17 protein-coding genes are annotated in these 22,959 nt (G+C 39.4%); 7 read left to right on the top strand and 10 right to left on the bottom strand.

From position 1 onward, the window contains the following. The first annotated feature begins 100 nt into the window (after positions 1-100). On the top strand, positions 101-1,789 hold the full coding sequence (locus tag MOMA_RS04530) for a GAF domain-containing hybrid sensor histidine kinase/response regulator (protein ID WP_009767430.1): 1,689 nt from the start codon (positions 101-103) through the stop codon (positions 1,787-1,789). Between the two features lie 137 nt (positions 1,790-1,926). On the opposite strand, the gene MOMA_RS04525 is transcribed toward MOMA_RS04530, so the two are convergent. The 3 genes from MOMA_RS04525 to MOMA_RS04515 form a co-directional block, all read right to left on the bottom strand. Beyond that, positions 1,927-4,821, bottom strand: coding sequence for a type III restriction-modification system endonuclease (locus MOMA_RS04525; protein ID WP_009767429.1), 2,895 nt, complete (start codon positions 4,819-4,821; stop codon positions 1,927-1,929). Continuing rightward, on the bottom strand, positions 4,821-6,707 hold the full coding sequence (locus MOMA_RS04520) for a site-specific DNA-methyltransferase (RefSeq protein WP_009767428.1): 1,887 nt from the start codon (positions 6,705-6,707) through the stop codon (positions 4,821-4,823). The genes MOMA_RS04525 and MOMA_RS04520 overlap by 1 nt, the downstream gene beginning before the upstream one ends. Before the next feature lie 66 nt (positions 6,708-6,773). Beyond that, positions 6,774-9,752, bottom strand: a complete 2,979-nt coding sequence (locus tag MOMA_RS04515) for a DNA translocase FtsK (RefSeq protein ID WP_406564466.1) — start codon at positions 9,750-9,752, stop codon at positions 6,774-6,776. A gap of 279 nt (positions 9,753-10,031) precedes the next feature. Between MOMA_RS04515 and trxB the strand changes: the two genes are divergently transcribed. From trxB to MOMA_RS04490, 4 genes are read left to right on the top strand one after another with little or no spacing between them, the layout of a single operon-like run. Beyond that, complete coding sequence (gene trxB / locus MOMA_RS04505) at positions 10,032-10,997, top strand: thioredoxin-disulfide reductase (RefSeq protein ID WP_009767425.1); 966 nt, start codon at positions 10,032-10,034, stop codon at positions 10,995-10,997. A 41-nt stretch (positions 10,998-11,038) separates the two neighbouring features. Beyond that, the gene (gene aat / locus MOMA_RS04500) at positions 11,039-11,824 is read left to right on the top strand and encodes a leucyl/phenylalanyl-tRNA--protein transferase (protein WP_009767424.1); all 786 of its coding nucleotides are present in this window, start codon (positions 11,039-11,041) and stop codon (positions 11,822-11,824) included. 4 nt (positions 11,825-11,828) lie between these two features. After that, entirely contained in the window at positions 11,829-12,938 is a 1,110-nt protein-coding gene (locus MOMA_RS04495) for a hypothetical protein (RefSeq protein ID WP_009767423.1), read from the top strand. Between the two features lie 8 nt (positions 12,939-12,946). Continuing rightward, entirely contained in the window at positions 12,947-13,252 is a 306-nt protein-coding gene (locus MOMA_RS04490) for an RnfH family protein (RefSeq protein WP_009767422.1), read from the top strand. 53 nt (positions 13,253-13,305) lie between these two features. Here MOMA_RS04490 and rimI read toward each other — a convergent pair whose 3' ends face one another. The 4 genes from rimI to MOMA_RS04470 form a co-directional block, all read right to left on the bottom strand. After that, positions 13,306-13,761, bottom strand: coding sequence for a ribosomal protein S18-alanine N-acetyltransferase (rimI, locus tag MOMA_RS04485; protein ID WP_009767421.1), 456 nt, complete (start codon positions 13,759-13,761; stop codon positions 13,306-13,308). 115 nt (positions 13,762-13,876) lie between these two features. Next, the gene (tuf, locus tag MOMA_RS04480; RefSeq protein WP_009501205.1) at positions 13,877-15,067 is read right to left on the bottom strand and encodes an elongation factor Tu; all 1,191 of its coding nucleotides are present in this window, start codon (positions 15,065-15,067) and stop codon (positions 13,877-13,879) included. A 250-nt stretch (positions 15,068-15,317) separates the two neighbouring features. Then, positions 15,318-15,743 carry a DUF2382 domain-containing protein gene (locus MOMA_RS04475; RefSeq protein ID WP_009767420.1) on the bottom strand — a complete coding sequence of 142 codons (426 nt, stop codon included), beginning with the start codon at positions 15,741-15,743 and terminating at the stop codon, positions 15,318-15,320. Positions 15,744-15,894: 151 nt separating this feature from the next. Beyond that, positions 15,895-16,665 carry a DUF2382 domain-containing protein gene (locus tag MOMA_RS04470; protein ID WP_009767419.1) on the bottom strand — a complete coding sequence of 257 codons (771 nt, stop codon included), beginning with the start codon at positions 16,663-16,665 and terminating at the stop codon, positions 15,895-15,897. Positions 16,666-16,958: 293 nt separating this feature from the next. Here MOMA_RS04470 and metE point away from each other — a divergent pair, with 293 nt between their 5' ends. Continuing rightward, positions 16,959-19,280, top strand: a complete 2,322-nt coding sequence (gene metE / locus MOMA_RS04465; protein ID WP_009767418.1) for a 5-methyltetrahydropteroyltriglutamate--homocysteine S-methyltransferase — start codon at positions 16,959-16,961, stop codon at positions 19,278-19,280. A gap of 294 nt (positions 19,281-19,574) precedes the next feature. Then, positions 19,575-19,973 (top strand): CZB domain-containing protein, encoded by a 399-nt coding sequence (locus MOMA_RS04460; protein WP_009767417.1) that lies wholly within the window; start codon positions 19,575-19,577, stop codon positions 19,971-19,973. Between the two features lie 136 nt (positions 19,974-20,109). Here the strand turns inward: MOMA_RS04460 and MOMA_RS04455 are convergent, their stop codons facing one another. The 3 genes from MOMA_RS04455 to MOMA_RS04445 form a co-directional block, all read right to left on the bottom strand. Further along, entirely contained in the window at positions 20,110-20,823 is a 714-nt protein-coding gene (locus MOMA_RS04455; RefSeq protein WP_009767416.1) for an LOG family protein, read from the bottom strand. An 87-nt stretch (positions 20,824-20,910) separates the two neighbouring features. Then, positions 20,911-21,669 (bottom strand): endonuclease/exonuclease/phosphatase family protein, encoded by a 759-nt coding sequence (locus tag MOMA_RS04450; protein ID WP_009767415.1) that lies wholly within the window; start codon positions 21,667-21,669, stop codon positions 20,911-20,913. 61 nt (positions 21,670-21,730) lie between these two features. Further along, positions 21,731-22,621: a LysR family transcriptional regulator gene (locus MOMA_RS04445; RefSeq protein ID WP_009767414.1), complete on the bottom strand. Its 891-nt coding sequence runs from the start codon at positions 22,619-22,621 to the stop codon at positions 21,731-21,733. Positions 22,622-22,959 lie beyond the last annotated feature (338 nt).

Here is a 22,959-nt window from a genome sequence, read left to right as displayed (position 1 = left end):
GTCTTATTGCATTTAGTCTTTAACTGTATTTGGTCTTTAACTATATTTGGTCTTGTTGTATTTAACAACTCAACTTTTTGTTGAAAACTGGGGTAAATTCATGATAAATAATTGTCAAATACCATCGGCTCCTGTCGCACTCAATGAAGCCGAACGCTTGGCTAAACTCGCCCAATACCAAATTATGTTTAGCGAACCAGAGCCTGCGTTTGAGCGTATCGTGCATTTGGTGCAAGAATTTTTCCAGCCCAATTTTAATATGGTAGGAATTACGTTTATTAATGAAGACACGCATTTTACCAAAGCCTGTGTTGGTTATGCAAGCAGTGATTTGCCACGCGATTTTGCAATTTGTAGTTACACGATATTAGACACCAAACCCTTGGTGATTCTTGACACCATGCTTGATGAGCGTTTTAAAAACAACGCACTGGTAACCGCCTATCCGTTTTTGCGTTTTTATGCAGGTGCACCGATTTTGGTTGAAAACACCCAAGGTGAACCAGTTGCACTGGGAGCTTTGTGTATTTTTGACAACATGCCAAGAGAGGAATTTAGCCAAAAAAACATTCAAATTTTGGAGCAATTTGCCAAACTTGTCAGTGATGCCCTAAACGCTCGCTTACAAAAACAACAAGCGGAACGTGCCGATGAAATTAAATCAGCATTTTTGGCCAATATGAGTCATGAAATTCGCACGCCGATGAACGGTATTTTGGGTATGTTGGATTTGTTAACACAAACGCCCATCAATCGACAGCAACGAGAGTACATTTCTCACCTTAAAAATGCCAATAAATATCTGTTAAATATTGCCAATGATATTTTAGATTTTTCCAAAGTGGCATCAGGACAGATACAGTTTTGCAAAACTTTTTTTAATTTAAAAGAGTTATGTCAACAAGTCATTGCAATTTTTTGTTTAACCGCGTATGAAAACAACATTGAGCTTACGTTTGAATATCCGCACGATTTGACAGAATTTGTCAAAACCGATCCTGTACGCGTCCGTCAAATTTTGGTGAATTTGGTTAACAATGCAATTAAATTTACCCCAAATGGCGGTAAAGTTACCCTAAAAGTGGTTAACTGTTGTCATGATCATGAGATTAAATTTCAAGTCATTGATTCAGGGTGTGGCATTCGTCCTGAATCGCAAGCGGTGATTTTTGATGCGTATAACCAAGCGGATAAACTTACTCATCGTGTGTATGGTGGCACAGGGCTTGGATTGTCCGTGTGCAAGGCATTGGCCGAAAGTATGGGCGGAACGATCAGCATTGACAGCGAAATTGATAAAGGCTCTACGTTTAGTTTGTGCTTGCCACTTGAAAGACTAAACGATACGGATTGTCAAGCCTTGCGTATTGGTGATGATTTTGTCAAACAAGATCACAATAACCACTTACCCGCCCATATTTTGCTTGCCGAGGATAATAAAATTAATGCAATCGTGGCAATAAAATCGCTAGAAAAATTCGGCTATACAGTGGATTTGGCAAAAAACGGCCAAGAAGCGGTAACCCTATTTAGCAACAATCCTGACAAATATCAGATGATTTTGATGGATCACCAAATGCCAATCATGGACGGTGTACAAGCTACCAAAGAACTCAAAAAACGTTTTGACAAATTACCGCCAATCATTGCGGTAACCGCCCACGCCAAACATGGCAACAAAGATCTGTATCTCAAAGTTGGCATGCAAGATTACTGCACCAAACCGTATAAACCTGAATTTTTAGACCATATGATACAGACTTGGCTAAAAAACTATGCTGTGTTTTGATATTAGGTTGATAAAATATCCAAAAATTAAACACCTAATAACCAAAATCCATTTGGCTAATTTGGCCGATGCTTTATTTGTGATACTAAAATCACCATGAACACAAGTGTTTGTTTTTCACGGTGAAAATTAACCATTCATAGTTTTTGTGCATCTTTGATAATGTGTACAATTTTATCTTTTTCAAATTGCGTTTTAAAAACCACCTTAACCTCTTGCTCAATTTCATTAAATAATTTTTGTGCGTGGGTGATTTTCTTTTGTTCTTCTAAACGCAAAGAATCAGAATCTGCCACATTTTTACTTTCCAAAACCAAATTCAATGTTTCACCCGTATTGGTTTTGACAATATAAGCAAAATCAGGGGAATAAGTTTTACCACCTGCCACAGGGATTTTGATGGATTTGTTTGGAATTTTGGTAAAAACAATCACTTCCTTAACTTGATTATCGGTGATATTTTCCCGCTCTAATTCGCTATCAAAAAACACGCTGTCAAACAAAAATTCAGCCAATGGGTTGGTTTCATCAAACTGTGTTCCTAAATCCGAAGCATTCACTTCTGCCAACGCATTGCCGTGTTTATCGGTGAATTTCGTGGGGTGAATACTTCCGCCGACTCGGTTATAACTCACTTCAAAAGCATTAAATGAATTGAGTAATAACCAACGGTCAAACCCTGATTGAATGGCGTGAATGGTGCGTTCATTTAAATAGTTGGCAATATTCAATGTATCCTGAATGGCTACAAATGCCTGATGCAAAGTTGGCATTTTAATAAATGTTGTTTGTGATAATTTCAACAAAAATTCCCGATAATTGAGCGTATTAATCGGTGCAAATACTTCATCTTGCAAGTTGTCTTGTATCACCGAAGTCAATAAACCATTATCCACACGAATTTCATTTTGCACGGTGCGGATACCGGTTGCTATAAACTTGTTTGCATTGTCTGTTAAATAGTGCGTGAATAATTTTAAAAACTCGTTTTCATCTTGAATATTGTATTGCAACAAGGCTTTTTGATTAATCATCTCCCACAGCGTTTTTAACTCATCGTATTTGCCAACACGCATTTTTACTTTTTTAACTTTATCCCCCGAACGGATAATTTTGCCACCTTTTAAGCCGCCTGTACTTGCAAACGCGTCAGGAAATAAGGTTTGCGTTTTGGCAAATCCATTTGCTACAAACACATCATCGTCATCGGTGAAATCCGCCAATTGCTTACGAATGTGTTTTTTACTCACATCAGGATAAGCTGCCTGAATTTTGGCAATCAATTCATCAGTTAATTGAGTAAATATTATCGGTTTAACCGCCGCACTATTGACTTCATCAGTGAGTTTTGTAACAAAATCCGTTTCGCTATTATCCACAAAATAATTCAAAAAAAACGCCTGCTCTTTCACTCGCGCCATATATTCATTCACAGGCAAACGCAAACCGCGCCCCACTTCTTGCAATTTACTGGTTTCGCTGCCGCTGGAACGCAATTTACAAATTTGAAACACATTCGGATTATCCCAACCCTCGCGCAACGTCCATTTAGAAAACACAAAACGGCGCGGATTTTCCAAAGACAATAACGCTTCTTTATCGTGCAAAATTTCATTCACTTGTTGCTCAATTTTGTCATCTTTATCGCTGTTATCTTGTGAAAAATAACCTGCATGCGTTTTGGAAATATCGTTTAATGCTTTTTGCCAATATTGGCGTAAAAATTCATCGCTTTCTGTTGTTAAGCAACTTTCTAATTCTGCTTTAACCATGTGTTCAAACACGGTTTTCAGGCTGCCTGCAAGCTGATTGTTTTCATCACGATAGCCTGCAATATCATCAATAAAAAACAGTGTCAGCGGTTTAATGCGTCCGCCATCGCGCGTGAGTAATTGTTTTTCTAAAATAAAATGCTGTTTAATTGCTTGACGCATCATTTTATCGCGCACGGTATCGCTGTATGAATACGGATTTAAACTATCGCCTTTTTTTAATTCAATGCCGTTGCTTAATACCAACGTGGTTTTATTCATCTCTGCAATGAATAAATCCGAAATGGCTTGATGAATACGATTAAGATTTTCGTTTTTGCTTAGCTTATATTCCTTTTTGTCTAACAAAAACGTCGCTTCTTTACCGTCTAAATCCACAAGCTTAATCCGCGCGCCATTATCGCCATCAACCTGCTCGGTAAAGGCGCGAATGCCTTTCACCAAATCCTGATTAAACGCATCAATTGCCGTTAATCGGTAAAGCAGATTTTCAAATTGATTGTTAAACGTTGCCCCATAACGCAAAATAAATTGGGCTTGTAGTTTTAACAAGTTTGTCCACGTTTTTCTATCTTTGGGGAATTTATGCGGTTCGTCCACAATTACCAGCGGATTGGTGGCCGCCAACGCGTCAAATGGAATATGAAATTGATCTTTAAGTAAACGGCTGCCATCGTTGCCTTTATCTTTACCGGCCATTGTTTCAGAATTAATCATGCCTGCGTTAATGAGCAGCACATGAATTTTTTGCTTATTATCCGCTTGCACAAAACGCACAATTTCATTAGGCATAAACGATTTTTTTGCCCTAGATTTTTGGCTTTCCACCACATACAATTCAATTTCCGTCTCACCATAAAGCCCTAAAAAATCCTTGCGAAAATGCTCGGCAAGTGAAGTACTTTGTAAAAAACTTTTCGTCCCTGCCTTAATAGAAAGCGTGGGTACAACCACAATAAACTTAAACACGCCCAACACGCGATTAAGTTCAAACATCGTTTTCGTGTAGGTATAGGTTTTGCCCGTGCCCGTTTCCATGGCAATATCCAATATATTATTTCCTGATAAAGCCACATCTTGCACACCATTGGCAAGCTGAATTTTGTGCAAATTATCCGTTTTCAGGCTGCCTGAAAATTCAAGCAACGGATTTTCATCACCACCTCGCGCCTGTACATGCACGCGATCAAAAACCGCCAAAACCGATTCAATTGCTCGCGCCTGATGCGGCAAATTTTTTTCATAAGTAAAACCTGTCATCAATACCTCGCCAATACACTTAAATTATTCAATTCTTTTTTATTGGCATAGGTTTGCACCGCCTGCACCAATTCTTTTTGCATCGCACTGTCCATATTCGCGCCAAACAATACAATGCGTTCAGGAATAAAATCAGGATCGTTATCCAAACGTTCAATCAAGGCTTTTACGCTATTTGATGTAAAACCGCTTGCTAATAAATACAAATGATTGCGACAAAAATAAGCCGTATAACCTGCCAAATCAATCACTTGCACTTTTTCAGGCAGCTGTGAGCCGTCATACACGCGCCAAGTGGTTAAAAGCGTGTGTAATTGTTCGTGAGTAAAATCCACTTGGGAGAATAAATCGGCTGTTTTATCAAAATCCGTTGGTAAATCAGGTTGAAAATTGGTTTGCGTGTTAAAAATTTTAAAACCTAAATCGCCTGAATAATCGGGGTTTTCGGTGCGGATTTTAGCGGCGGCTTTTTCAATTCTTGCCTTTGTTATTTCAAAAATGGTTTGGTAACCTGCTTTAAAGGCTTCGGATTTTGGTTTTTCAGCCAGTTGAACTAAGATAAATTTTCTATTTCCTTTATCATCTTTGTTTATATCCATCACTGCATTAGCAGTTGTACCACTTCCTGCGAAAAAATCTAAAATAAAATGATTACTATCTTTTGAAGTGGATAATTGAATTATTTTTTTTAAAAGAGCAACCCCTTTTGGATCATTAAAAATCCCTTTACCTAATAAATCTGTAATTTCTTCATTATTACCATGAGAATGACCCACTTCATCATATCCCCATAATGTTCCACAAGTAACACCGTTTCTAACTTCACAAAGATAAGTCTTTTTATCAACGCCTCCTTTTTTATTAAAATACAATGCACCTTCATCATACAATTCTTGTAATTTCGTTTTAGAATAACGTGGATAACGCCCTTTTGGAGTAGTCCAAGTTATTCCATTTGGAAATTCAATAGTATAAATACTATTTTCTGTCCCACTTCTTGCATGAATTGGTGTAGCTTTCCAAGCACCCTTAGGATCTTTATCTCTATTTTTATAATCTTTATTTTGCTTTTCCGTTCTTTCCAATAAATTTAATGAAAAGATAATTCTTTTTTTGGAATAACATAAAATATGCTCATGTTGGTATGAAATATCAGTATCATTAGAAACTGTATATTTGTTATTCCAAATAAAATCCGCTACAAAATTCTCCTCGCCAAACACTTCATCACACAATAACTTTAACTGCGCCTGTTCATTATCATCAATACTGATAAAAATCACGCCATCGTCTTTTAACAAATCTCGCGCCACATAAAGGCGCGGATACATAAACGTAAGCCACGCCGCGTGGGAATTGGATTTTTTCGCGGTAAATGCCAACACGCGTTCGGCTTCTTCCAAATCCATGCCTAATTCCACCAGTTGCTGTGGCGTAAATTTACGGTCATCTTGATAAACAAAGCCATCAGAACCTGTGTTATACGGCGGATCGATGTAAATCATCTTGATTTGGCTTTTGTAGGCGTGTTTTAGGTGCTTTAATACTTCTAAATTATCGCCTTGAATTAACACGTTTTGGCTGTTTTGGTTTTCAGGCTGTTGATTGTGCTTAATATCTTCGCTCAAAAGCGTTTCAGGCGGCTGGTCTTTTAAGATTTTGGCATAAGATTTACCGAGCCAATTAAGGTTATAGTATTCTTTTTGTGTATTGATACCGCTTGCCTGCAAAGTTTGCGCCATTTTTTCAGGCAAAAACGCACCGTTTTTATCAAAACAATGGGCAAAATGCTGTTTTAACAGGGCAAGCGGTTCGTTTTGTTCGGTTTTTTGTTCGCTTTCAGGCTGCGTATTAGAAAATAAGATTTTTTGGGTGATTTCAGTCATGATTTCGCCCCTTGGTTGTATTTAGGCATTTTGATTCCTTTTTTGTTAAATATTGAAAAATTTCGTTTATATCAATAACTCTCGTTTGCCACTTTTCCCCATTGCACTCACCAAGCCCGCCGCCTCCATTGCATCGACAATTCTGGCTGCACGGTTATAACCTATGCTAAATTTACGCTGAATGCTAGAGGCTGACACTTTGCGGCTTTCCATGACAAAAGCAACCACTTCATCATACAACGGATCATCATTGCCATTAGAGCCGCCACTGCCACTGTCGCTATTATTTGTGGCAATAAGCTCAAAATTATCAAACATATTGTCAATATAATCAGGCGCCCCACGTTCACGCCACGCATCACAGATACGGTTCACCTCGGTATCGCTAATAAACGCCCCATGTACACGATTTGGTTCTATTTGCCCGGGACCTAAAAACAACATATCACCATGCCCTAACATATCTTCAGCACCGCCTGCGTCCAAAATCGTGCGCGAGTCTACTTTTGAGTTAACACGTAACGCGGCACGCACAGGAATGTTGGCTTTAATCAAACCTGTAATGACATCAACCGATGGACGTTGGGTTGCCAAAATCAAATGAATGCCTGCAGCGCGTGATTTTTGGGCAAGGCGCGTGATCAATTCTTCAGCTTGTTTGCCAACTTGCATAATCATATCAGCAAACTCATCTGCCACAATCACGATTTGTGGCAAGGTTTTTAGTTTGGGTGGCTTGTCCTGACTCACACTGTCATGAATACGCCAAAGCGGATCGAGCAATGGGTGTCCTTGTTCTTCGGCGGTAATGATTTTTTTGTTAAATTCGTCTAATTTTCGCACTTTAAACAATGACATTAACTGATAACGGCGCTCCATTTCAGCAACGCACCATGACAAGGCACTGGCCGCTTCGGTCATATCAGTTACCACAGGTGTCAACAAATGCGGAATGTCATTATAATTGGCAAGCTCTAACTGTTTTGGATCAATCAAAATCATGCGTAACTGGTTTGGGGTATATTTTAACAACAAAGACAACAGCAAGGAATTAACCAATACCGATTTGCCCGATCCTGTCGTCCCTGCCACAAGCATGTGTGGTGCTTTGGCAAGATCAGTTACCACAGGCCTTCCTGCAATATCTTTACCCATTGCCATGCTTAAATGGGCGTTTGGATCTTGATAGCTGTCGGTTTTTAGCAATTCAATTAAACGCACCATTTGACGCTGTGGGTTTGGCACTTCAATGCCAATATACGGCTTGCCCGGAATAACCTCCACCACTCGCACCGATGCCATAGACAACGAACGCGCCAAATCCTTGGCAATGCCAGTAACTTTACTGGCTTTGACACCGGCGGCCAATTCCACTTCAAAACGCGTTACCACAGGTCCCATTTGGGCGTTAACCACTTGGGCTTTTACACCAAAATCTTGCAGTTTAATTTCTAGCAATTCGGATAATTGTTGCAATTCTTCTTTTATGTAGCTTGGTTTGCGGTTTGGATCAGGCAAATCCAATAAATCCATTGATGGCAATGCAGGCAAATCTGCACGGTATTGGGCGGTTTGCATCGCACGCGATTTTTGAGCAAACAGGGCATCGTTATGAATGTCCAGCGGGTTTTCAGCAGGTTTGGCATTTGTTTGTGTGTCAAGTGCTTGTGTGTCAAATTCTGCCGCTTCAACAGATCGTTCGGTAACCGATTTTGTCGGCTCTACATTTTCAATAGCAACATCATCATTGGCAAAATCAATATGTTCTGTGCTGTCTTTTGACACTAAATTTTGTAAATGAGGAGGATTTGTAACAACCCTAAGCCCTAAAATTTCAGCAACGGACTGTGTTTTTGGTTCATTTTGCGTTTCATCATTTTTGGTCGGTATATCAGGTTTTGTAGGTTGTGTTTCGCCGTTTGTGCTTGAGGTTGTTAAATCTTGAGTTGCTTGCATTAAAGTGTCAAACACATTGTCATCATTGTTGTTTTCATGATTGTTTTCATGATTGTTGTCATGTTTGTCGTATGCCTGCTGCTTAGCCTTAGAATCAAACTCTTCGGTAAAATCGCTTTCAAAATGCACTTCTTGTGAAGTTTGTGGTGGCTGTGGCTCTGATGCCTGTGGTTTTAATGTCTGTGGTTCTGATTTTGGATTGTCAGGAATGGTCTCGTTTCTTAACTTGGCGTTTAATTTTTTGGTTAATTTACTGTTTGCCAAATACGCTGAACTGATCGGACGAAAAGGATTTACCCCCTCGTTGCTATCCATCCATTCAAATTCTTTGGTGGTGCTAAACCCTGTTTCATCTAAAAAATCGTCCAATGGACTTTGTTGCTTGTCAACCTGATTTTGGTTGTTTTTTGCCTGCCTAGATTCACTCACAATTGGACGAATAATTTCGCTCTTGGGTGTGTCTTGTACCAAATTGTCATCAAATGCCAAAGGTGATTGTTTATTTGTGTCATTTATTTGCGTGTTGTTTGTGGTTTGATTTTTGGTGATTTTTGGTGATTTTTGGCGTTTTGCCAAGTGTTTTGCCAAAGGGGTTTTTGCCAAAATTGTATGCCATTTTAAATCAAAACTAAACGTGATGACAATCAACAAAAATACCAATAAAAAACCAATCGCTCCAAACGTGGTTAACAAGTTTTGTAAACCTTGGGCTACAATTTGTCCAACAAGCCCTTGACTTAACCAAGCAAACGGTAAAAAACTCATCAGTGCTGAACTTGCCAACAACAACAACGTATAACCAAGCAATCGCAACAAACCATGCGGTTCGGTATGACAAAACCACACTCGCCAGCCTTCATAACACGTCATCAACACAAACCACCAGCTTGACGCTCCAAAAAATGTGTACAAAATATCAGACAGCCATGCCCCACTTGTGCCAGCTAAATTGCTGACATTGCTTGTAATATTACTGGCATGCGACCAACTTGGATCATTGGCAGAATAACTCATAAGCGACATAAACAACAGTACCGCGACAGCCAACCAAAGAAAAGTCAAAAAACTTAAGCGAAAATAATACGACAACGCGTTCACCTTTTGGGAATGGAAAATCAATAAAAAGACACACAACAATCAGTTTTGCTTTTAAAAACAAAACCAATAACAATAACAATAACAACAAAAATAACAAAAAAATAAATTTTACCATAAAACCAAACGATTATAAATTCCAATCCACACAAAAAAAATTGCTATTAAACCTTGTTATTTTCAACAAAACCCCTTATCTTAATCATTTTAACGCAGACCCTTTACTAAAACACACTCTTTTACTCTTTAATTTTTGATTTTTAAGGCAATACTATGACTAACAGCAACCCCATTCATCATAAACTTATCATTTTAGGATCAGGGCCTGCTGGCTATACTGCGGGCGTTTATGCTGCTCGTGCCAACCTAAATCCCGTTATCATCACAGGGCTACAAGTCGGTGGCCAACTTACCACCACAACCGATGTTGAAAACTGGCCAGGCGATGCACACGGCTTAACTGGTACGGAACTTATGAACCGTATGCAAGCCCATGTGGAACATTTTGGCACACAGATCATCTATGATCACATTCATGCGGTAAATTTAAACCAACGCCCTTTTTTGTTAACAGGCAATAGCCAAACTTATACCTGCGATGCCCTCATCATTGCAACAGGCGCTTCGGCACAATATTTAGGCCTAGAAAGCGAACAAAAGTTTATGGGGCAAGGCGTATCAGCCTGTGCAACTTGTGATGGCTTTTTTTATAAAAATCAAGACGTTGTGGTAATCGGTGGTGGCAATACTGCCGTTGAAGAAGCGTTATATTTATCCAACATTGCCAAACACGTTACCCTTATTCACCGCCGTGATAGCCTAAAAGCTGAAAAAATTTTACAAGATCGTCTGTTTGAAAAACAAAAAAATGGCAATATTAGCATCGAGTGGCATGCCCAAATTAAAGAAGTTGTCGGCGATAAGTCGGGCGTAACAGGCGTTGTCATTGAAAATGTCAATAACGGTTCAACCAAACAAATCAATGCCACAGGCATGTTCGTGGCAATTGGACATAAACCAAATACCGACATTTTTGTTGGACAACTTACCATGAAAAACGGCTACATCGTGGTAAACAGTGGGCTTGATGGCAATGCAACTGCAACAAGTGTAGCAGGTGTGTTTGCCTGTGGTGATGTTGCCGATCACCAGTATCGCCAAGCCATTACATCTGCAGGAACAGGCTGTATGTCCGCGTTGGATGCTGAACGGTATTTAGATGGCTTGACTGAAAAATAACCAACAACAAGCACTTACTATAACAAGCACTTACATAAAAATTGACAGTAAAACAGCCCAACAACTACGCTTGCGCTTACAATTTTCCAAACCCATTATTTTGCCAAAATAACGATGGGTTGATTGCTATTGGAGCGGATTTATCCGTCAATACCCTACGTTATGCCTACGCACACGGTATGTTTCCGTGGTTTAATCACGGCGATCCCATTATGTGGTGGTCGCCCAATCCGCGTTGTATTATTTATCCACACACGTTTAAACCCAGCAAAACCCTTATCAGAAAACTTAAAAACAGCGGTTGGACTGTGAGTGTCAATGCTGATTTTTTGAGTGTGATACAAAACTGTTGCAATACTCGCGCTCACTCACAAGGCACCTGGATAAGCGATGAAATGATAAATGCGTACTACGCCCTGCACAAACAAGGCGATGCTATCAGCGTGGAAGTATGGGATCATGACACACTGATCGGTGGGTTATATGGGGTAAAATTAGGGCAAGCGTTTTTTGGAGAAAGCATGTTTCATCATGTTACCGATGCATCTAAAGCTGCGTTTTTTGCCTTGATGGTCTTGTGTCGATTGTCAAATTTTGCATGGGTGGATTGTCAATTGCCAAACACTCATTTGTTAAGCTTGGGAGCAAGTGTCATTGGTCGCGAACAGTTTTTGCACGAGTTGGCAAGACAGGTTTCACAAAACAGCTGTGTTTGGTCAATGATTTTTGCACAAAAAATTCAGGCAAAAGATTTGCTCTTAAACTGTCCAATTGTGAATAAAAACAACTGTTTAACTTTAAATTTATCAACAAGGCCAAAAGGATAATTTTATGACAATTCACCGTTTGCAACCGTTACTTATTGCAGGTTTATTGCCCTTGTTAATTTTTGCGTGGTTTATTGGTGGTGTCGCAGGCCAGGTTGATTTTTGGCTGTTATGGCTTGTGGCAATGACATTGGTTGGTTTACCGCTCGTATTTGCCGAGATCGCATTGGCATATCGCAGTGGCACAACCCCACTTATTGGCCTATCAACTTTAACCCGCGAAGCAGATGTGGCAACAATTTGGCGCGGTTTTGGTTGGTTAACCGTGTTGTTATTATTGGCTGTGGTTGGACATTTATTGAACAGTTCCGCCACAATTTTACAACTAAATTTTTTACCAATTAGCACCGTAGCCACTCCTGCTCTATTGGCAATCATCGCATTAATCACGCTTGGCTTAAGTTTTGCCAAACAGTTAACAGGTTGGCTTGCAATGGGTTTGGCAACTGTGGCATTTATATTAAACATCGCCCAAAATGGCATAGCAACATGGCAAATGACTGCCACATCGCTTAGCGAATGGTCGCTTGCTGTGGTATTGGCATTGGTGTGTGTGGGAGCAGGCACGGGCTTATTTTGGCATAGCCATGCCAATCAATTATTAAACCGTGGTGATGTCAACAAAGATCACAAAAAAGATCACAAAAGCATTGCCAGTCGCATTGTATTGCCAATTTGGTGCTTTCAAATCATCGGCGGTATTTTGGTCGCTCTTGCCTTACCGCCAACTGGTCAAATATCAGCAATTTGCTACGCTTTGGCCATGATGGCAGGTGCAAGCTACCTATTACATCTTATCACCTATCAAGTTTCGCTAAAAATTTCCCAACAATCGTTTAATTTTTTGATATCGGTCATTGTACTGGTTATTGCTTTAGGTTTGGCAATGTTACCAAGTTTGGCACTAAATCATTTGGTGGCCGTCTTCAGTTTATTTGCAGGCATTTGGTTGGCAATTTTTGCAGGTTGGCAAATGAAAATCAGTCATTTACGCAAATCACTCAACTTTAGTTCAGAAATTGTGTACAACCTATGGCGCATTGCAGTGCGAATTGTCATACCACTTGCAATTGTACTGGCTTTCATCGGTTGGATCATCGGTTTGGCAAAATAGGCAAGATGATGACAACCACACAAAAAACCATACAAGTGGAGATCATGTTTTGCCCCGCACCAAATACACAATTGCACCAAAAACTACAACTGCCAAATGGCAAAACCGCCAAGCAAGCTGTAGAAATGCTAGGGTGGTGGCAACAATACCCACAAATTCACGATTTTGCAGTTGGTATTTTTTCGCATAAAATTGATTGGCAAACAGTACTACAAGACGGTGATAGACTTGAGATTTATCGCCCATTAACCATCAATCCTATGCAAAAACGAGCCAAAAAAATCAAACTGATCGCAAAAAAATCCGCTCGTTAATACAAAAATTTAACCATCTAAAATTTAACCACTTAAATTAAAACAATCGTTAATTAGAACAACCGTTGTAAGATCAATGCATCGGTTCGGCTATTGTCAGCATTTTGATAATAGTTTTTGCGAGTGGCAATCTGCCTAAAGCCAAATTGTTGATAAAAACCGATCGCGGCCAAATTGTCCTCTCGCACCTCAAGCAACAAGTTTTCAACTTTCACCAAGTTTAACTTATCAAACACTTGTGTTAGTAACTGACTGGCAATGCCTTGTCGTTGGCAATCAAGGCGTGTGGCAAGGCGCAAAATCTCTGCCGTATCAAACATTTGGCTGTATAAACAATAGCCCATCACAACATCACCCACACACAAAACAAGCAACTGATGATTGTCATGATTGAGTAAATCCGATATCACCGTTTGCGACCACGCATCCACAAACAAACTTTGCTCAATCTTAGCAATTTGCTGCAGCCAGTTGTCATCAATATCATTTTTTTGCAAAAATTTAGACATGCGTTATAAACCCACAAATTTTTATCCCACAAAAAAGAGCCACCTTAGCGACTCTTTTTGTGTTTTTGTACTTTTTTGTTTTGCTTTTGCTGATGCTATGTTATTCAGTTACTTGTTATTCAGTTACTTTAGCAACAACACCTGCACCAACAGTACGACCACCCTCGCGGATAGCGAAGCGTAAACCTTGATCCATTGCAATTGGGTGGATAAGTTCTACAGCCATTTCAACGTTATCACCAGGCATAACCATTTCAGTGCCTTCTGGTAGGGTGATTGCCCCTGTTACGTCTGTGGTACGGAAGTAGAATTGTGGGCGGTAACCATTTAAGAATGGGGTATGACGTCCGCCTTCTTCTTTGCTTAGTACATAAACTTCAGCATCAAATTTGGTATGTGGTTTGATTGAACCTGGTTTTGCCAATACTTGTCCACGTTGTACTTCTTCACGTTTTGTACCACGTAATAGTACGCCACAGTTTTCACCAGCACGACCTTCGTCAAGCATTTTGCGGAACATTTCTACCCCAGTACAGGTGGTTTTGATGGTTGGTTTAATACCAACAATTTCAATCTCTTCACCAACTTTGATAACACCTGATTCAACACGACCTGTTACCACAGTACCACGTCCTGAAATTGAGAATACATCTTCAATTGGCATTAAGAATGCTTTATCAATGGCACGTTCTGGTTCTGGAATGTAGCTGTCCAATGTGTCTAGTAGTTCTAGGATAGCAGGTTCACCGTATTTGCCATCTTTGCCGTTTAGGGCTTCTAGGGCTGATCCTTTGATGATTGGTGTGTCATCACCAGGGAAGTCATAAGATGACAACAATTCACGTACTTCCATCTCAACAAGCTCTAGCAACTCTTCGTCATCTACCATGTCGCATTTGTTTAAAAATACCATGATGTATGGTACGCCTACTTGGCGAGACAATAGAATGTGTTCACGAGTTTGTGGCATTGGACCGTCTGTTGCTGATACAACCAAAATTGCACCGTCCATTTGAGCGGCACCAGTAATCATGTTTTTGACATAGTCAGCATGACCTGGGCAGTCAACGTGGGCGTAATGACGTGCTTGTGTGTCGTATTCAATGTGTGCTGTGTTAATGGTGATACCACGAGCACGTTCTTCTGGTGCTGAGTCGATTGAGGCGTAGTCTTTTGCTTCACCACCGTTGTGTTTTGCTGCTACGGTTGCAATCGCTGCGGTTAATGTGGTTTTACCGTGGTCAACGTGTCCAATAGTACCTACGTTGACGTGTGGTTTGGTACGTTCAAACTTGGCTTTTGCCATAATTTAATCCTCTGGTAATTGTTAGCTGTTTGCATTATTTTTCGCAAATATTTTCGCAAATATTTTCGCAAATATGCTTAGCAAAAAATAATGCCTATAATTTCAAAATATAAATTTACCATAAAATACGGTAAATTGCTAGTGGTTGTGTTTATTTTCACTGAAAATTTTTGTTAAAAGTCCGTTTTTGTAAAATTTTTAGCAAATTTTGTGGTTTTTTGTGCTTATTATTGGTTGACAATACTTATTTTTACGTTAATTTAGTTTCCTCTATCACCAATTCTTCATGTCGCAAGGTAATGGGAATTTGCTCGGTAACTGTGTTTTCGCTGATGGTTAATTCAACTTTTTCGTTGATTATGGTATCAATTTTCACCCTAGCAACCTGTTGATTTAACAAAAGTTCCAGCGGTTTTTCGGTCAATGTAATGATTTTGCCATTTAGCACAACCGTGGTGTTTACTGGATTTGTAGTTTCAACATTTACGTTTTTTGTCAAATCTGGCAAATCATCGTATTCAATTAGCAAAACTTCACGGTTTAAAGTAACAGGAATTTGTACAGTTTCACTGATGATTTTTTTGCTTAAGCGAATTTTGCCAGTTGGTATCGATTCAACCTCTACATTGGCACGCTCTGCCAATAATTCTAAGGTATTGTCTGTGTCATTTTTCATTATTATTCCTTATTATTCCTTGTTTTAAAAATACCAAAAAAGCAGATGACTGCACCTGCTTTTTTAGATCATTTTTAGATCATTTATTTTTTTAAAGCATTTTTTTAAACCAAACTATTTTTAAACCATTGCGTCATGGTTATTTGAGCCGTTATTTTACCCGCTCAACATTGTCAGTTTGTACATCTAACTCTTCACGACGAACCGTTTCGGTGATGGTTTCAGTGTGCGTTTCAGCCACTTTGCCTACATTTACCTCTTCGGTTACAAAGGTTTCCTTGTCAATGCGAGCACGCTCTGCTTCCAGTTCAATCTCTACTGTGGTATTGATGTCATCACCAATACTGCGAGTTGTTGGGCGATTAACAGCGGTGCGTTGTACATGGGCTTGCTCTTCGGTTAAGTCAACACTTACGGTGCGATCTTCTGACACCACATGTTTGCCAACTTTTAATAAGCCTGCTACGATTTTGTCTTTATTGACAGTCAAACGCTCCTCTAACAACTCAAGCACATTGTCCGCTTGGTAAGCATAATCGTTGTCGGTGAGTTCAACGGGTGCTTTAACAAAAGCTTCGCGATCGCGTAAATTTTGTTGCTCAAGGCTATAATTGTAGTCTGGATCATATTTATCCATACCCTCAACCACTTCTTTGCTTAGATTGTCAAAATAAATTTCATCATCAGCAATGCGTGCCAAACCTGCTGGCACAAGCACTTCTTTTGATGAAAACCATCCGCCAACATCTACAATAAAGTAACGAATGCGACCTGTGGTATCGTCAACCAACGCACCTTCAATTTTACCAACTTTTTCACCGCCAATGCCATATGCAGTTTTATCAGTCGGATCAAAATAATCTGCACCCAAAAGCTCAGGGTGCGTGGTTTGAATATCGCGTAAACGGATTAAGTTAGCCATGTTTAACTCCTTTTGTTAAAGTACAGTTTGCTTGATGTGAAAAATTATAAATAATAAGTATAAGATACAATAGTGTTATTTATAGAGTGTTATGTGGATATGGCGTAAACGAAAGTTAACTTAAGTAAATCTTGTTACAAAAATTAAATCAAATAAATTTCATCTTAACTTGAAAAACATGATTTTTATTCACGTAAAAAATATGGCATAATAAAGTCATCAATAACCAATTATCTTTAATTAACCATCATTTTTGATAAACCATCATTTTTAATCAACCAAAGGTAAATACTATGACTGTACAAGCCCACATTTTAGGTTATCCACGCATAGGCGATAAACGCCAAACCAAATTTGCTCTTGAAAAATATTGGCAAGGCAAAACCGATAAAAACGAAACCCTCACCAAACTTAACGAGGTTTTTACCACCAACATCACCGATCAGATCAAGGCGGGTTTGGATATTATTACCACAGGCGATTTTGCCCATTATGATTTGGTATTAACCCAAGCGGTTGCTTTTGGTGTACAACCACCACGTTTTGTTGGTGCAGAAAAGCTGGACACTTTTGATCGTCAGTTTTATTTTGCACGTGGCCGCGACAGCACCAAAGTCTGTGAAGACACGCCGGCTTTACAAATGACCAAATGGTTTGACACCAATTATCATTATCTTGTACCAGAACTTGATAAAAACCAAACATTTGACAACACTGATTTTAGCCAAATCATTCATCAAGTTAAAACCGCCCAACAAATTTTGGCACAAAACAATGCAAACAACCCATTAAAAGTTGTGCTTGTTGGCCCTGTTTCATTTTTGTATTTGTCAAGCATTATCAAAGACAAAGAGCAGCAGCCAGAATCTTGTGGTTGTGGTTCTAGCCACGTTGATGTAACAGGTGATGATGAAGTTAAGTTGGCGTTATTGGATAAATTATTACCAACTTATAGCAAATTATTGGCTGAACTTGGCGATCTTGGCGTTGAATGGGTACAACTTGATGAACCGATCTTAAGTCTTGATTTAGATGGCAAATGGCAACAAGCATTTGAACGTGCGTACAATGGTTTACAGCGTATTCCACCAAAAATCATTGTCGCAAGCTATTTTGACACATTAGGCAACAATTGTCGTGTGGCGTGCGAATTGCCTGTTAGTGGCATTCACATTGACATCACGCGTACCAATACACCAAAACAATATGTTACTCAAGTGATCGATCATTTGCCAAGTCATAAAATCCTATCTGTCGGGGTTGTAGATGGGCGTTCGGTATGGACAACCGATCAGGCTAGTGCGCAACAGATTTTGGCAGAAGCCTATCAAAAACTTGGCGAACGTTTGTGGGTTGGATCCGGCTCAAGCCTGCTGCATTTGCCTGTGGATTTGGCTTATGAAAACATTCCAAGTGAACTTACCGGTAAACTTGCTTTTGCCAAACAAAAATTAAGCGAAGTTGTCATTTGTGCCAAACTTGCCAAAGGTGAAATTAATGCCGATACGCGTGCGGTTGCTTTGAATTTAAGTGCATTGACAGACAATGCCAAAACTCGCACAGGGGAATTTACCAAACGTTATGCCAAACAACAAGAACGTTTTAACTTACCCTTATTTCCAACCACTACGATTGGATCATTTCCACAAACTGCTGAAATTCGTCGTGCTCGTGCTGATTGGAATAAAGGCAATTTATCCGATGACGATTATAAAACTGCAATGCAAGCTGAAATTCAAAAATGCGTAGAAGAACAAGAAAAACTAGGCATTGATGTGTTTGTGCATGGCGAAGCAGAACGCACGGATATGGTGGAATATTTTGCACAATATATGAATGGATTTTGGGTATCGGCAAATGGTTGGGTGCAAAGTTATGGTACGCGCTGTGTGCGTCCACCGATTGTTGTTGGCAACATCAGCCGTCCAAATGCTATGACAGTAGAATGGATTAATTACGCCCAAAGCCTCACCAAAAAACCGATGAAAGGCATGCTAACTGGCCCTGTTACCATTTTAAACTGGTCATTTGCTCCAAGTGATACCGAAACGCGTGATATTTTACGCCTACAAATTGCAGATGCAATTAACGAAGAAGTGCGTGATTTACAAGAATCAGGCATTGGCATTATCCAAATTGACGAACCTGCGTTTCGTGAAGGTTTGCCCTTAAAAGCAGCCAATCACAAGCACTATTGGGAGCAAGCGGTTGCCAGTTTTAAACATTCGTGCAGCATTGCCAATGAAGACACACAAATTCATACCCATATGTGCTATTCAAGTTTTCACGATTGCCTAGAGCATATCGCCGGTATGGACGCCGATGTGATTACCATTGAAACCTCGCGCTCTGGTTTGCAACTATTAGATGCATTTAAGGGCGAAGGTTACAACAATGCCATAGGGCCAGGTGTGTATGACATTCATAGCCCACGCACGCCCCCTGCAGACAACATGCAAGTGGTGATTGATGAAGCAGTTAAATACATTCCCGAGGCGCGTCTGTGGGTCAACCCAGACTGTGGCCTTAAAACACGCAACTGGGAAGAAACCATCTCCGCTTTACAAAACATGGTAGCAATGACAAAAGCACTAAGAGAAAAATACGCCAAATAAGCACTTTTTTTTCTTATAAAAACCCAATACCCAGTCATTCGGTATTGGGTTTTTATACGTTAACTCTTTTATTGCAACAATTTTAGCAATTATGTCGATTAACTATGTCGACTAATTATGTTGATTAATGCTTGACCCTCCCTCACAAATCTATTATAATTTTTACGTTTAATAACTTTTTGTAGCAATATATAACAATACACAACAATATGTTTAAAAAATTGCAATCATTAATATTAAAACTTTCATCTTATTTATTACACATCAGGTTTATTACACATCAGGAGATCGCTCATGACTGACACCTCTAAAATACAAACATTGGATTTTGCTACTGCACTTAAAGCCCACGCTGACTGGAAAAGCAAACTACGCAATGCAATTGAAACAGGCGAAGAATTAGACGAAGCCAAAGTTTCACGCGATGACTTATGCGTTTTAGGTACATGGCTGCATGACAAAGACACACAAAACACCTTGGCCGGACTTGAAAGCTATCGCCACTGCAAACACAAACACGCCGACTTTCACAAAGAAATTGGTAAAGTGGCACGTGCTATTAACAGCAAAAACTTTGACTTAGCCAAACAAATGATTGCAACAGGTTCTGAATATTCAGATCTTAGCACCGAAATCGCCATGTCTTTACACCAACTCAAAAAAGACGCTCAAAGCAAAATGGTCGAAAAATAAGCAAAAACCGATAGGCTTAGCTTATTAGTTTAAATTTTTAGCCTGCGAACAAGCCAAAACAAGCAAAGCGTAAGTTTTGCTTGTTTATTAATGCTTTTATTTTGCTTATCTTTAATTGTACGATTATTTCTTGTAATCAAAACACACTGGTATCCACATCGGCATCAGGTTTTGCCAATACTTTTAACACATCAATCACCGCATCGACAGTCTCACACACCACCAACCGCTTGGCATCTGTTTGACTCATAAATTCTTTATCCGCCATATTTTGTAAAAAACGAATAAAATCATCGTAATAACCGTTCGTATTTAGCAAAATCATCGGTTTTTGGTGAATGCCTAACTGTCGCCACGTAAAAATTTCAGCCAACTCCTCAAGCGTTCCCATACCGCCTGACAATGCCACAAATGCACCAGCATACGTTGCCATCATTGCCTTGCGTGTGTGCATGGTATCGGTAAAATGTAAGCGAGTTAGCCCTGTGTGAAAACCCTCCTTGTTCAGCAAAAATTCAGGAATAACCCCTACTGCCACACCATTTTGCGACAATACGCCATCGGCCACCGCCCCCATCACCCCCACATTGGCACCGCCGTATACAAGACCTAAGTTGGCTTGTGCCAATTTTTTGCCAAATTCATACCCAGTTTCAACAAAAACCGATTGATTGCCAACGCGTGATCCACAATACACCGCTACCAGTTGCGTCATAATTGCTTGGTTTTTGATAATCTCAACAAGATTGTCTACTTGCTTGTTGGTAATTAATTGTTTGTTGGTAATTAATTGTTTGTTGACTGCTTGTTTATTGACTGCTTGTTTGTTGGTTAACTCATGTTTTTGCATTGTTTTTCTCTTTTGTATTGTTTTTCTCTTTTCAAAGTCATGTTTAAAATTTAGCCATGTTTAAAATTTAATAAAAGCCAAATCAGCCTAAATGAAAGCCAGTTTAGCACTAATGGGTAAATGATCGGACAATTTATCAAAAGGCTTGCCTGTATGCAGCCACGCTTGTTTGACTGTTAAATTTTTTATATAAATCCGATCCAAACTTAACAAAGGCAAACGTGCAGGAAAAGTCGGCAATAGTTTGCCAAATTTTTGTTGAATCACCTCCTGTAACTGTAAATTTTTTGTCAATTTATCCATAGACAACTGTTGCCAATCATTAAAATCCCCTGCCAAAATTAACGGTGCGTGAGGGTCAATATTGTGCTTAATATAATCGTTAATGGCTTGGTATTGCTTGGTGCGGTCGCGCTCTAACAAATTTAGATGGGCGTTTAACACGCTAATTGGTCGCAAATTTGGCAATACAATCTCACAATGCAACAAGCCACGCCGTTCAAATCGATTCACACTGATGTTAACGTTGTGCTTTGGATAAAGTGCAAAACGGCTTAATATAGCATTACCATGATGTCCGTGCGGATATTGACAATTTTTACCATAATTAGGCAACATTTGCAAATATTCACCAAACCATTCATGTTGCGGCTGTTTTGGAAAATCGTTAAATTTTAACACCCGTTTTAGGTTTTGTCCTTGCACTTCTTGTAAACACAAAATATCGCTATTTAGCTGCTTTAACGCTTTGGCAATGGGATCAACCATCACCTTGCGTCCAAGAGGCGACATGCCTTTGTGAATGTTATAACTGGTAATGGTAAAAGTGGGCGGTGGCATGGGCATGGTGCTATATCCAAAATTCGTGGGTTTTAACCGTTTTTTAACCGTTTTTTTCAAATGGGATTTAACTAGGCTTTACCACTGTTTTTAACAATTCTAAAAAACCTTGCATAAAACTTAACTCAAGGCTATCTTGGCGCACGCCTGCATACAGTTGACAAAACACGCCACTGCCAAGCGGACGACTCACCACCCAGCCTTTGCGTTCATATTCAGCAACCACCCAATCAGGCAAACTTGCCACGCCACGCTCCGATGCCACAAGTTGAATCAGCATGGCGGTAAGCTCGGTTGTGCGAATTTTTTTAGGCATAATATCCGCAGGAATAAGAAAATTTGCCATAATGTCAAGGCGTTTTTGTTCCACAGGATAAGTAATCAAGGTTTGATCGGTTAAATCATCAGGATCAATACAAACTTTATCTGCCAAAACATGCGTCGGTGAAAGCACCAAACGACTTTCATAGCGAAATAACGGCAAATAAGACAATTTATCAATTGGCAATGGACTGGCGGTAATTAACACATCGATGTCATTGTCAATTAGCATTTGGTGAGGTTCAGGTTCAAAACCTGTCGAAAAATCCAGCTCCACATCTCGCCATTCTTTACGATAGCGGTTTAAAATTGGCATCAACCAATCAAAACAGCTATGACATTCACTTGCCAAACGTAACTGCCCTGTTTGACCGTGAGCAAGGCGTTTAATATTGGTGGCCGTGCGTGCCACTTGTGGCAAAATACTGTCAGCAAGTTTGAGTACTTCTTTGCCTGCGGGGGTAAAATTAAGCGGACGAGAACGCCGATTGACAAGACTTAAACCATAATAATTTTCAATCTCTTTTAACTGGTGCGAAATTGCCGAAGCGGTAACGTGTAATTCTTCAGAAGCCCCTGCTAACGACCCTTGAGAACGCAAGGCAGTCATCATCTGTAAATGGCGCAAATCTAACATAACTCATTATCCGATAAAAAGTTTATCCAATTTTAACAAAAAATTCATATAAAATTAAATTTAAAATTAAATTTTTTCAACAAAAATTGGCTAAAAATAAAAAACCATGAAAAAAATTGGCTTTTTTACAAATTTTTCTTGTGAGTTTGGCAAATTTTTAGTAAGGTAAGCATTTTAATCCCAGTGAATTTATCCCACAAAAATTGGTTAATTTTAGCAAAACTTTACCTATGAATTATTAAGTATAATTTAATAAAATTTGCTAAAAACCATATTAGGAACCCAAGATTAAGCAATTAAGATTAGGTAATCAAGTTTCAAGCAATTAAGAATTTTGC

The sequence above is a fragment of the Moraxella macacae 0408225 genome (assembly GCF_000320365.1).
Classification (GTDB): Bacteria; Pseudomonadota; Gammaproteobacteria; order Pseudomonadales; family Moraxellaceae; genus Faucicola; species Faucicola macacae.
Note: the sequence above shows the minus strand (reverse complement) of the source record. Positions and strands in the feature narration are given on the sequence as shown.

What these genes read in the sequence shown, in the direction of transcription:
- MOMA_RS04530 (WP_009767430.1), top strand. Translation starts at nt 101, where the DNA reads ATGATAAATAATTGTCAAATACCATCGGCTCCTGTCGCACTCAATGAA.
- MOMA_RS04525 (WP_009767429.1), bottom strand. Translation starts at nt 4,821, where the DNA reads ATGACAGGTTTTACTTATGAAAAAAATTTGCCGCATCAGGCGCGAGCA.
- MOMA_RS04520 (WP_009767428.1), bottom strand. Translation starts at nt 6,707, where the DNA reads ATGACTGAAATCACCCAAAAAATCTTATTTTCTAATACGCAGCCTGAA.
- trxB (WP_009767425.1), top strand. Translation starts at nt 10,032, where the DNA reads ATGACTAACAGCAACCCCATTCATCATAAACTTATCATTTTAGGATCA.
- MOMA_RS04495 (WP_009767423.1), top strand. Translation starts at nt 11,829, where the DNA reads ATGACAATTCACCGTTTGCAACCGTTACTTATTGCAGGTTTATTGCCC.
- MOMA_RS04490 (WP_009767422.1), top strand. Translation starts at nt 12,947, where the DNA reads ATGACAACCACACAAAAAACCATACAAGTGGAGATCATGTTTTGCCCC.
- rimI (WP_009767421.1), bottom strand. Translation starts at nt 13,761, where the DNA reads ATGTCTAAATTTTTGCAAAAAAATGATATTGATGACAACTGGCTGCAG.
- tuf (WP_009501205.1), bottom strand. Translation starts at nt 15,067, where the DNA reads ATGGCAAAAGCCAAGTTTGAACGTACCAAACCACACGTCAACGTAGGT.
- MOMA_RS04475 (WP_009767420.1), bottom strand. Translation starts at nt 15,743, where the DNA reads ATGAAAAATGACACAGACAATACCTTAGAATTATTGGCAGAGCGTGCC.
- MOMA_RS04470 (WP_009767419.1), bottom strand. Translation starts at nt 16,665, where the DNA reads ATGGCTAACTTAATCCGTTTACGCGATATTCAAACCACGCACCCTGAG.
- metE (WP_009767418.1), top strand. Translation starts at nt 16,959, where the DNA reads ATGACTGTACAAGCCCACATTTTAGGTTATCCACGCATAGGCGATAAA.
- MOMA_RS04460 (WP_009767417.1), top strand. Translation starts at nt 19,575, where the DNA reads ATGACTGACACCTCTAAAATACAAACATTGGATTTTGCTACTGCACTT.
- MOMA_RS04455 (WP_009767416.1), bottom strand. Translation starts at nt 20,823, where the DNA reads ATGCAAAAACATGAGTTAACCAACAAACAAGCAGTCAATAAACAAGCA.
- MOMA_RS04450 (WP_009767415.1), bottom strand. Translation starts at nt 21,669, where the DNA reads ATGCCCATGCCACCGCCCACTTTTACCATTACCAGTTATAACATTCAC.
- MOMA_RS04445 (WP_009767414.1), bottom strand. Translation starts at nt 22,621, where the DNA reads ATGTTAGATTTGCGCCATTTACAGATGATGACTGCCTTGCGTTCTCAA.